Annotated in this window: 8 protein-coding genes and 1 tRNA gene; 5 read left to right on the forward strand and 4 right to left on the reverse strand. The window is 70.5% G+C overall.

What is annotated here, in order from left to right:
- Positions 1-8: 8 nt before the first annotated feature.
- The 5 genes from BI335_RS11650 (at position 9) to BI335_RS11665 (ending at position 8016) form a co-directional block, all read left to right on the forward strand.
- Entirely contained in the window at positions 9-2210 is a 2202-nt protein-coding gene (locus tag BI335_RS11650) for a DUF6049 family protein (protein ID WP_144009117.1), read from the forward strand.
- Complete coding sequence (gene murJ, locus BI335_RS11655; protein WP_094431112.1) at positions 2207-5872, forward strand: murein biosynthesis integral membrane protein MurJ; 3666 nt, start codon at positions 2207-2209, stop codon at positions 5870-5872. Before BI335_RS11650 ends, murJ begins: the two co-directional genes overlap by 4 nt.
- Positions 5873-5953: 81 nt before the next feature.
- A complete protein-coding gene (gene sigM / locus BI335_RS11660; protein ID WP_208109218.1) occupies positions 5954-6532 on the forward strand; it encodes an RNA polymerase sigma factor SigM in 579 nt (192 codons plus the stop codon).
- A gap of 82 nt (positions 6533-6614) precedes the next feature.
- On the forward strand, positions 6615-7016 hold the full coding sequence (locus BI335_RS21110) for a hypothetical protein (RefSeq protein WP_094357606.1): 402 nt from the start codon (positions 6615-6617) through the stop codon (positions 7014-7016).
- 67 nt (positions 7017-7083) lie between these two features.
- Positions 7084-8016 carry a neutral zinc metallopeptidase gene (locus BI335_RS11665; protein ID WP_094426534.1) on the forward strand — a complete coding sequence of 311 codons (933 nt, stop codon included), beginning with the start codon at positions 7084-7086 and terminating at the stop codon, positions 8014-8016.
- Between the two features lie 3 nt (positions 8017-8019).
- On the opposite strand, the gene BI335_RS11670 is transcribed toward BI335_RS11665, so the two are convergent.
- The 4 genes from BI335_RS11670 to BI335_RS11685 form a co-directional block, all read right to left on the reverse strand.
- On the reverse strand, positions 8020-8856 hold the full coding sequence (locus BI335_RS11670) for a fumarylacetoacetate hydrolase family protein (protein ID WP_094431116.1): 837 nt from the start codon (positions 8854-8856) through the stop codon (positions 8020-8022).
- Positions 8857-8922: 66 nt separating this feature from the next.
- Positions 8923-10074 (reverse strand): M20 family metallopeptidase, encoded by a 1152-nt coding sequence (locus BI335_RS11675; RefSeq protein ID WP_094431118.1) that lies wholly within the window; start codon positions 10072-10074, stop codon positions 8923-8925.
- A gap of 243 nt (positions 10075-10317) precedes the next feature.
- Positions 10318-10391 (reverse strand) — tRNA-Ile (locus BI335_RS11680).
- Between the two features lie 67 nt (positions 10392-10458).
- A partial coding sequence (locus tag BI335_RS11685) for a DUF3566 domain-containing protein (protein ID WP_094431120.1) occupies positions 10459-11078 on the reverse strand: 620 nt, incomplete at its 5' end.

Genomic DNA, 11078 nt, shown 5'->3' on the forward strand with positions numbered 1-11078 from the left:
ATGAACGGGTGAGCAGACCCGTGCGCCCCGACACCGACCCGCGCCGGGTGGGCTCGATCGGTGTGCGGATGCTGCTGGTACTGCTGCTGGCGCTCGCCGGCCTGATCCTGCCCGGTCCGGGGCAGGCGTACGCCCTGGAGGACGAGCAGCCCGTCGGGATCACGATCACCGGGATGGACCCGGCCCTGCCGGACCGCAACGCCACCATCACCCTGACCGGTACCGCCACCAACAACGCCGCCGAACCGCTGAGCGGGGTGCAGGCGATCTTCTGGCGGGACCAGTCGCCGATCACCGACAACGACGGTTTCACCTCCGCGCTGAACTCCGCGGCCACCCAGCCCTGGGGGTCCCGGGTGTTCGACAAGCCCGGTGCCTTCGTCGATCTGACCAGCCAGCAGCGGCCGACGATCGCGCCCGGGGAGACGGTCCCGTTCAGCGTCCAGGCGAAGGTGGCCGACCTGGAACTGCCGCGGACCGCCGGGGACTATCTGATCGGTGTGCACGTGCTCGGCCGCGTGGGCCGCAAGGGCAATGCCACCATCGGCCGGGCCCGGTTGTTCGTCCCGCTGCCGCGGACGGGCAGCAACGACACCCCGCCCACTCCGGTGCAGACCGTCACCGCGGTGGTGCTGTCCAGTCGGCCGAGCAAGGTCGGCCCCGGGCTGTTCACCGACGACCACCTGGCCGAGGAGCTCTCCGCCAACGGCCGGCTGACCCTGCTGCTGCGGGCCGCGAACCGACAGAACGTGTCCTATCTGATCGACCCGGCCCTGCTCGACGAACTCAACGCGATGACCGCCCCCGAGGGTTACCAGGTCCAGCAACCCGACGGCCGCACGGTACCGGGACAGGGCAGCCAGCTGGCCCGCCGCTGGCTCGACGAGTACGCCCGGTTGAACACCCTGAACGGCTACCGGCTGCCGTTCGGTACGCCCGATCTGTCGGCGCTGGCGCACCAGCAGCTCGGCAACGTGGTGCAGCGCAGCGTGGCCGCCGGCGACCGGATCGGCCAGGTGAGGGATCTGCCGCTGATCGCCTGGGGTTCGAACGGTCAGGTCGCCCCGGACAGCATCGCGACCTGGGAGCAGACGAAGGCGACCGCGATCCTGGCCGCCGATGCGGTGACCAGCCAGGCGCTGCTCCGCCCGCTGGGCAGCACCCAGCTGATCAGCTACAACCCGCGGCTGTTCGACGGCGGGCCGGGCCCGGACCCGCGGACCACCCCGATCCATCTGCGTCAGCGGTTGCTGGCGGAGAGCTACCTCGATTCCCTCACCGGCCGCAGCACACCGGTGGTGCGGGTGATCACCACCGCCGATCAGGCCACCGCCGATCTGGCCGCCGACGCCCCCTGGGTGCAGCGGCAGCCGCTCGGCTCGCTGCTCTCCGGCCGGCCCGCGGAGTGGTCCAACCAGCTCGACTATCCGGCCGCCGCGGCCGAGGCGGAGTTGAACTCCCGGCAGGCCGCGCGGATCCGTGAACTGGGTGCCTCCTATGCGGCGTACGCGGATCTGGTCGTCGACCCGGAACCGGTCAACCAGCTCGCCGACGAGTCGGTGGCGCGGTCGGCGAGCAGCTGGTGGCGGCGCGATCCGGCCGGTTTCGACGCCTTCCTGGAACCGCAGACCGCGCAGGCCAAGGCGCTGGTCAGCGGCGGGACGGTCACCCTGGCGGTGCAGCGGTCGGTGATCATGTCGGGGCAGAGCGGTTCCTTCCCGGTCACCCTCACCAACTCGCTGAATGCGCCGGTCCGCGTCACCATCGACTGGGATTCCGACCAGCCGCAGCGCCTGGACATCCCGCCGCAGCAGAACATCGTGATCGAGGCCAAGGGCTCGGTGACGGTCAACGTGCAGCCCAAGGCGACCGCCAACGGCCCGGTCCGGGTGAGTGCCCAGCTGACCACCCCGAACGGCACCCCACTGGGTCGGCGTACCTCACTGATGGTGAACGCCACCAACTTCGGCTTCGTCGGTTGGATCATCGTGGTCGCCTCCGGCATCGTGCTGCTCGGGGCGACGACGCTGCGGATCCGGCAGGTACGCCGGGAGCGGGCGGCGGATCAGCAGGAGTCGCGGCCGGGACCGGAGGCGGCCGGTGCGGGAGATGAGCACCCGACCCCGCCGGTGGTGCAGATCGATCCGCTGCCCGAGCAGACCCCCGATGAGAACCATCCCGACGAGACCGACCAGAAGGCCACTCGGTGAACCAGACCGCACAGAACGAACGCGCCTCGACCAGCCGGCTGCTGTCGGCCGGTGCGCTGATGGCCGGCGGCACGATGGTGTCGCGGGTGCTCGGTTTCGTCCGGGTCGCGCTGCTGGCGTACGTGCTCGGCAACGGCACCCGGCAGGCGGACGCGTACGCCGTCGCCACCACGGTGCCGAATGCGCTCTACATCCTGTTCGCCGGTGGCGCGTTGAACACCGTGCTCGTGCCGCAGCTGGTCCGGGCGGTGAAGAACGACCCCGACAAGGGCGAGGCGTACACCAACCGGATCATGACCGCCTTCCTGCTGATCATCGGCGTGGTCGCGGTGCTGCTGACGATCGCCACCCCGGCGGTCACCTGGCTCTATTCGGACGGTCAGTGGAAGCAGCCGGAGCTGGCCGACCACTACCGCGCGATGGTGCTGCTGGCCTACTTCTGCCTGCCGGAGATCTTCTTCTATGGCGTGTTCTATCTGCTCGGGCAGGTGCTGAACGCCCGGGACAAGTTCGGCCCGATGATGTGGGCGCCGATCGCCAACAACGTGGTCCAGCTCGGCGTGCTCGGGGTCTTCCTGGCGGTCTGGGGCCAGACGAACGGCGCGGACCCGTTCAGCGGCCCGCAGATCTGGGTGCTCGGTGGCGGCCACCTGCTCGGCATCATCTTCCAGACCGCGGTGATGGTCTGGGCGCTGCGGAAGGTCGGGTACCGCTACCGGCCCCGGTTCGACCTCAAGGGCACCGGGCTCGGGCACACCTTCAGTCTGGCCAAATGGACGCTGGGCTTCGTGCTGGTGAACCAGTTGGCGCTGGTCGTGGTCACCAAGCTCGCCACCTCGGCGACCGCCCAGGGCGACGGCGCCGGACTGACGGTCTACAACAACGCCTACCTGATCTTCGTGCTGCCGCACTCCCTGATCACCATCTCGCTGGCCACCGCGATGCTGCCCTCGGCCTCCCGGCTGGCCGCCAACGGTGACCTCGAAGGGGTGGGCCGGGAGACGCTGCGCACCATCAATCTGACCACCACTCTGCTGCTGCCGGCGGCCGCCGCGTTCATCGCGCTGGCGGGGCCGCTGACCGGACTGATGTTCGGGCAGGGCCAGGGTGCCCAGGACGCCGGTTACGTCGCCTGGACGCTGATCGCGTTCGCCGTCGGACTGGTGCCGTTCACGGTGCAGTACATCTGCCTGCGCGCCTTCTATGCGCTCGAGGACACCCGCGCGACCTTCGTCCAGCAGTGCCTGATCGCCGGGTTGAACATCGGCTTCGCGCTGCTGCTGGTGGTCCCGGTGCACCGCCCGGAGTGGGTGGCGCCGGCGCTCGCGCTGTCCTATTCGCTGGCGTACCTGATCGGCGTCGGCGTCAGCTATCAACGCCTGATGAAACGCCTGCCCGGGCTGTCCCCGGCGCCGGTGCTGCGGCATCTGCTGCGGGTCGGGCTGGCGGTCGCACCGGCCGCGGTGGCCGCGTGGTTCATCGCCCAGCGAATCACCGGTGGGATCGGCATGCAGGTGCTCGGCCTGTTGGTCGCCGGCCTGGTCGCGGTCGGGCTCTTCCTCGGCCTGGCGAAGCTGTTGAAGATCGGTGAGGTCACCTCGATGGTGTCGATGGTGCTGCGTCGCGGGCGTACGCCGCAGCCGGCCACCCCCGCCGCCGAGGACCCGAACACCACCCCCGCCGAGGTCGGCGCCGAGACCCCCGAGGACGACGCCACCGCCATCCGCGAGCTGGCCGATCCGGATGCGACCCGCATCCGTTCCCTGAGCGATGATTCCCCACGTTCCCTGAGCGAGGAGCGCAGCGAGTCCCCACGTTCCCTGAGCGAGGAGCGCAGCGACGAGTCGAAGGGTGGCTTCGACTCGCTGGCGCTCGCTCAGCCAGCGGACGGGGTCGCTCAGCCAACGGATGACGAACCGACCGAACCGGTGGAGAACACCGCGGAGGATGTGCACCCGATCCAGGTGCGTTCCGGGATGGAGCTCGGCGGCCGCTACCGGCTCGAGGAGGTGCTGGTCCGGCGGGCGAACACCCAGACCTGGAAGGCCTTCGACGAGGTGCTGTCCCGGCCGGTGCTGATCCACCTGCTGCCGCCCGGTGGCGACAACGACGACCTGATGAACGCCGCCCGGAAGGCCGCGGTGGCGACCGACTCGCGGTTCCTGCGGGTGCTCGACGCCGCCCCCGACCCGGCCCCCGGCACGGCGCAGCAGGACGACGACGGCACCCGGCTCGGCCCCTACATCGTCTGCGAGTATGCCGCCGGGCAGTCGCTGCAGACCCTGCTCGCCGCCGGCCCGCTGAGCGCGCTGGAGGCGGCCTGGCTGGTCCGCGAGGTGGCCGATGCGCTGTCCGGGATGCACGTCCAGGGCCTGTTCCACCAGCGGATCTCCCCGGACACGGTGATCATCACCGCCACCGGCAACATCAAGATCGTCGGCTTCCTGCTGGAGGCCGAGATGGTACCCAGCCATCACGAGATCGCCGCCGGGGAGGACCCCGAGACCGTCGATGTGATGGATCTGGGCCGACTGCTCTACTGCACCCTGGTCTCCCGCTGGCCGGGTGGGCACGCCTATGGGATGCCGGAGGCGCCGATGGACGCCGAACGCCGGATCCTCACCCCGCGCCAGGTCCGGGCCGGTGTCTCCCCGGCACTCGACCGGATCTGCGACCAGATCCTCTCGGAGTCCCCCCGGCACCGCGAGGTGGCACTGCGTACCGCCAACGAGGTCGTCGTCGCGCTGACCCGGGTGCTCGGTACCGCCGATGCCGCGCACGATCTGGAGCGCCGGATGCGCTACCCGGTGCCGGTCGTCCAGGTCGACGGGGAGGAGCCCCCGCTGGCCTCGCCGGCCGCGCTGTCGCCGGGCTCGGCATTCGCGGAGCAGGACACCGCGGCGATCCGGACCAGCGATCCGGACGCGCCCACCGGGGCGTACCAGCCGATCAGCACCCAGCGGATCGCCGCGGTACCGGCCACCCCGCGCACCCCCGATGACGCCGAACAGACCGTGGTCCGCGGTGTACCCGCGCACGGCGCCTCACCGGCACCGACCCGGCGCACCGAGAACCGGGCCTGGCTGGGCTGGTTGATCGGGCTGGTGCTGCTGGTGCTCGTCGGCAGCCTGATCGCGGTCGCGCTGCGGCAGAATCCGGCCGCCGGTCCGGGCGCGGCGCCGAGCCCGGTGCCGACACCCACCCAGTGGCAGATCGTCCGGGCCGCCGACTTCGACCCGCAGGGCGACGACCGGACCGAGAACCCCGGCCAGGTGCCGCAGGCCTATGACAACAACCCGGACACCGCCTGGCGCACGGTCAACTACCGCGAGGCCGAGATGAGCGACAAGGACGGTCTCGGCATCGTCTTCGACCTCGGCGAGGTACGCCCGATCGCGCGGGCCGAGCTGCAGCTGGTCGGCGCACCGACCGCGGTCGAGCTGCGGATCCCGGCGGCCAACCCGGAGACGGTGACCGCCGCACCGATGAACTCCGCGGCCCAGTGGCGTTCCCTGGCCCAGACCCGGGCCACCACCCCGCAGGTCACGCTGGCACCGGCGCAACCCGTCCGGTCCCGATTCGTGCTGGTCTATCTGACCGAACTGCCCGCCGACGGCAGCACCTACCGGGGTGGGATCGCGGAGGCACGCTTCGTCGGTTGAGGTGCAACAGCCCTCGGCGTGGCGTAACCTACGTCCGTTGCCGCCCGCCACTTGATCCAGTTCGATGAAGGACGCCCGCCCGTGACCGATGAGCGCACCGACCCGGAGCTGTTGCGCGCGCACGTGGATGGTGACCCGGACGCGTTCTCGATCCTGGTGGCCCGTCACCGGGATCGTCTCTGGGCGGTGGCGCTGCGCACCATGCGCAATCCGGAGGAGGCCGCCGACGCGCTGCAGGAGGCGTACATCTCCGCATTCCGGCGGGCGCACACCTTCCGCGGCGATGCGAAGGTGACCACCTGGCTGCATCGGGTGGTGGTGAACGCCTGCCTGGACCGGATCCGGCACAACAAGGTACGCCGGGCCGAGCCGCTGCCCGAGGATCCCGATCGGTCCGCCGAGCTCAGCGTCGCCGACGAGTCGGACCAGCTCGAGGTCAAGGAGCGCCGCGCCGACGTGGCGGCCGCGCTGAACCAGATCAACGCCGACCAGCGGGCCGCGCTGGTGCTGGTCGACATGGAGGGCTATTCGGTCGAGGAGGCCGCGCAGATCCTCGGCTGTGCCGTCGGCACGATCAAATCCCGGTGTTCCCGGGGCCGTGCCAAACTGGTACCACTGCTCGTCCACCTCCGCGAGAGCACCACCTCGACAAGTCGGTGAGCGAGGGAACCGAGCCCGTCCCGGGCGTCGTCCAAGCCCCGTCGCCGGACCTGTCGACAGCCATGACTACGTGAGGAGCGCAGTGAACGACGAACCGACCGCCGCCCCTCGAGCCGCCACCGGGCACGTCTCGATCGAGGAGTTGTCCGATGCGGCCGAGCAGTTGCTCACCGCCGAGGATGCCGCCCGGGTGACCGACCATGTGCAGGCCTGCGCGCAGTGCGGTGAACTCGCCCGCGCGCTCGCCGATGCCTGCGACGCGCTGCGGTCCGAACCCGCGCCGCCGATGCCGGATGCCGTCTTCGACCGGTTGTCCGCGGTGGTCCGCGCCGAGTCCGAACGACGCAGCAGCGGTACCGCGCGGGCCGAGGAGGAGGCCGAGCGCGCCGCCCGCGCGAAGCGGACCGTCGGCACCTTCGGCGACCATCCCGATTTCGACCGCACCTGGGAGCCCGACCGGTCCCGGAGCGAGTCCCGGAACTGAGCTCGACGCCGTGCTGGCCCCGGGGTGGCAGACTGGGGCCAGCACAGCGTCGACCCCTGGGGGATCAATGAGTTCGCCACGGCCCCCTTCGGCCACCTCGGACCGCACCGTCTGGTGGGGATTCGGGGTGCTCACCGTCGTCCTGATCGCCAGCCTGGTGGGCTTCACGCTGCTGCCCGCAACGCCTGCGCCGGCGGGCGCCGGCGCCGGTCAGCAGGCCGGCCGCGCGGGTGGCGGGGCCTCCCCGGACGCGTCGCCTTCCCCGACGCCGAGCCCCACCCCGACCCCGCCGACGCTCACTGATCCGACCGACTCGCCGTTGTACCGGCTCGAGCTCAACGTAGTCGCCTGCCCGGGGTTCACCGAACGCACCGACCGGGTACCGGCCGGTGAGCTGCGTGGCTATCTGCAGACGGTGCTGGACTGCCTGGTGGCCAGCAACCGGGAGGCCCTGGAACGGGCCGGGTTGCCGACCGTTGCCCCGACGCTGGCCGAGGAGGGTGAGATGGCGTCCTCCCCGTGCGGCGCCGCGGAGGAGCAGCAGAACTGGGCTGCGGCGTACTGCGGTGGGAACCAGGTGATCTACTACCACGCTGACTGGCAGGAGCAGCACGGGCCCTATGTAGGTGTGATCGCGCACGAGTACGCGCACCATCTGCAACTGGTCACCGGTCTGCTGGAGATCAACCACGAACAGCGCCAGGCGACCCAGGGGCAGCCGAACGGCAAGATCAAGGAGAACGAGCTGACTCGGCGCAACGAGCTGCAGGCCCAGTGCGTCGCCGGGGCCCTGCTGAACGGAGACTGGAGCCCGCTGCGCAGCAGGGTCGGCTATCAGGAGTTCATCGACGGAACCCGGTCGATGGATCCCCAGGGAGCCAGTACCCACGGCACCGGCCGGGCCAACAACCGGTGGATCGCCGCCGGCGGGACCAGTACCGGGCCGATGTACTACAAGGCCTGCAACACCTATTCCGCCCCCGCCGACCAGGTGGAGTGAGGCTCAGAGCCGTTCCGCGACAACGGTGTTCACGCACTCGCCGAGCTGCTCGATGCGGGTGGTGACGATGTCACCGTCGGCGAGGAACACCGGTGGCTTGCGGCCCGCGCCCACGCCGCCGGGCGTACCGGTCGCGATCACATCGCCGGGATGCAGGGTGACGAAGGTCGACACGTAGCGGACCAGGTCGATCGGGTCGAAGACCAGATCGCCGGTGCTGTCGTCCTGGCGGACGTCGTCGTTGACCGAACAGCTGATCCGCAGTTCCGGGCGTACGCCGCCGGGCAGCTCCTCGGGGGTGACCAGCCAGGGGCCGAGCGGGGTGCTGTGCTCGAAGTTCTTGCCCTGGTCCCACATCGGCGTACGCCGCTGCCAGTCGCGCATCGAGACATCGTTGAGGATCGAGAAACCGGCGATCGCGGCGGTCGCCTGCTGCTCGTCGGCGCGGCGTACGCTGCGGCCGATCACGATGGCCAGTTCGGCCTCCCAGTCCACCTCGGCGGATTCCGGGGGCAGCGTGATCTCGTCCCGGGCGCCGATCAGGGTCTCGGTCCACTTGGCGAAGATCGTCGGGTGCTCGGGCAGCTCCCGGCCCATCTCGGTGATGTGGTTGGCGTAGTTGAGGCCGACGCAGACGACCTTGCCCGGCCGGGTGACCAGGGGCGCGTAGTCGAAGTCGGCCAGATCGACCCGCGGCCCGTCACCGGCGGCCCGCTCCACCCAGTCGGGATCGGCGAGCAGCTCACCGATATCGGCCACCCCGAGGTCGACCCCGTGTTCGTCGTCGATCACCCGGACCACGGTGGTCAGGTTCACGGTGCGGATGGTGGCGAGCTTCATCAGCTGAGTCCTCTCGGCGGTGGTCGAGGGCGACGATACCCACCTCAGCCGGGGCGGGTCACCGGGTCACCCCGCGTGGGCGGCGATCACCGCGGCCGCGATCGCGGTCCGTTCCGGGATGGTGGCCACCACGGCGTGCTCGTGCAGGGCGTGCGCACCGGCACCGGTCGCGCCGAGACCGTCCAGCACCGGCAGGCCGAGGGCGCTGGCGAAGTTGCCGTCGGAGGCACCACCGACCGAGATCTCGTCGAGCCCCAGGCCGAGCTGGGTGGCGATCTCCTTTGCCTGGTTGAAGATCCGCGCGTTGGCCTCGGTACGCTCCATCACCGGCCGGTTCCAGCCGCCACCGACCTCGATTCTCGCGTCGGGGTGATGGGTGGCCAGGCTGTCGAAGGCCTGCTGGATCCGCTGCTGTTCGGCCATCGTGGCGACCCGGACGTCGATGGTGGCCTCGGCGCGACCGGCGGTGACGTTGTTGCGGGTGCCGCCGCGGATCACCCCGACGTTGACGGTGGTACCCGCGGCCAGGTCGGTGAGGCCGTGCAGCTGCAGGATCAGCCGGGCCAGTTCGTCGATCGCGCTGACCCCCTTGGTCGGGTCGAGCCCGGCATGGGCCTCGACACCGGTCACGGCCAGGGTGAAGATGCCGACCCCCTTGCGGGCGGTCTTCAGCCTGCCGTCGGCGGCGGCCTCGAAGACCAGTACGGCGGCGGCGTCGCGAGCGGCGTCCTCGATCACCGGGCGGGAGTTGTAGCTGCCGGTCTCCTCGTCGGTGTTGATGACCAGCCGCAGGGTGGGCAGCGGGCTGTCGAGCTGCCGCAGCGCGCGCACCGCCCAGATCGCCTGCACGACACCGACCTTCATGTCGAAGCAGCCGGGGCCGCGCAGTACGCCGTCGGTGACCGCGGCGGGCCGTTCGGCGACCGTACCGGTGGGAAAGACGGTGTCGACGTGGCAGAGCATCGTGACCGGTTGCGACCCGGAGCCGGCCAGCTCGAGCACCACGGCCGCACCGGCGGTCTCGCTGGCCGGGTGCTCGGTGACCACCTCGAAGCCGGGGACGCGGCGGCGTACCCAGTCGACGATCTGCGGCAATCCCTGTTCCAGCAGGCCAAGATCGTCGCTCGGGGTCTCCAGGTCGACCAGCCAGCTGGCGTCGGCCACCAGTTCGTCGGTGTGGTCGCGGAGCCAGTCCAGCAGCTCGTCGGGGGTGGTCATCGGGCGGTCGCCTCCAGTCGGTCGATACGGTCGCTCACGTCGGCTGAGCGAGCGAGGAACGAGTCTCCTGCTACGTCGGCTGAGCGAGCGAGGAACGAGTCTCCTGCTACGTCGGCTGAGCGAGCGAGGAACGAGCGAGTCGAAGCCACGTCGTCCCGACACCCTCACGCTAGCGGCCCCGGCGTCAGGCCACGAGGAACCAGAAAACCGCCTCCCTGGATCCGGGAGGCGGTTCGTGGTCGGTGCGCCTAACTGGACTTGAACCAGTGACCTCTGCCTTATCAGGGCAGCGCTCTAACCGTCTGAGCTATAGGCGCGGGCGGCGCATCAGCACCGAGGATGAAGGCTACTACACCCGGCGCTGACGCCTCAAATCAATACCGCTCAGTCTTCGGCGAGGGTGACCTCCAGGCCGCCGATCATCGCCGAGGCCAGGTTGTAGAGGAAGGCACCGAGGGTGGCCAGCGCGGTGAAGATCACCACATCGATCACCGCGATCAGCGCCGCGGTGCCCATCACCTTGTTGGTGTTGATGTAGTCCTGGATCCGGAACGGGGTGGTGTCACCCGGGGTCTGGATCACATCGCCGACCATCTTGTTGATCTCGTCGAACAGGCCCGACGAGCCGATCACGGCCCAGACGGTGCCGGTGGCGACCCAGAGCACGATGCCGGCCGCGACCGAGAACAGGAACGCCGTCTTCATCACCGACCACGGGTCGACCTGGGAGAGCCGCAACCGGGCCTTGCGAGTACGCCGGGCGGCGCCCAGCGTGCTGCGGGTCGCGGGGCGGCGGCTCAGCTCGGCGGCCGAACCCTCGGGCTCGTGGGTGTCCTCACCGGACCGCGCCGCCGGCGGCGGCACGGCAGCGGCCGCGGCACCGGTGTCGCTGCTCGGCTCGGTGAAGCTCGGGCGCCCGCTGCCGGCCTGGCCGGCGTTCGGGTCACCGGTCCGGCTGACCTGCTGACCGGCCGTGGTCTGGTCGCCGCGATCACGGCCGCGGA

Origin of the sequence: Enemella evansiae (assembly GCF_002250705.1) — a bacterium.
In the GTDB taxonomy this organism is placed as follows: domain Bacteria; phylum Actinomycetota; class Actinomycetes; order Propionibacteriales; family Propionibacteriaceae; genus Enemella; species Enemella evansiae.

Bases quoted from the DNA above. Each gene is read 5' to 3' on its own strand.
- BI335_RS11670 (WP_094431116.1), bottom strand. From the start codon at position 8,856: ATGAAGCTCGCCACCATCCGCACCGTGAACCTGACCACCGTGGTCCGG.
- BI335_RS11675 (WP_094431118.1), bottom strand. From the start codon at position 10,074: ATGACCACCCCCGACGAGCTGCTGGACTGGCTCCGCGACCACACCGAC.
- BI335_RS11665 (WP_094426534.1), top strand. From the start codon at position 7,084: ATGAGTTCGCCACGGCCCCCTTCGGCCACCTCGGACCGCACCGTCTGG.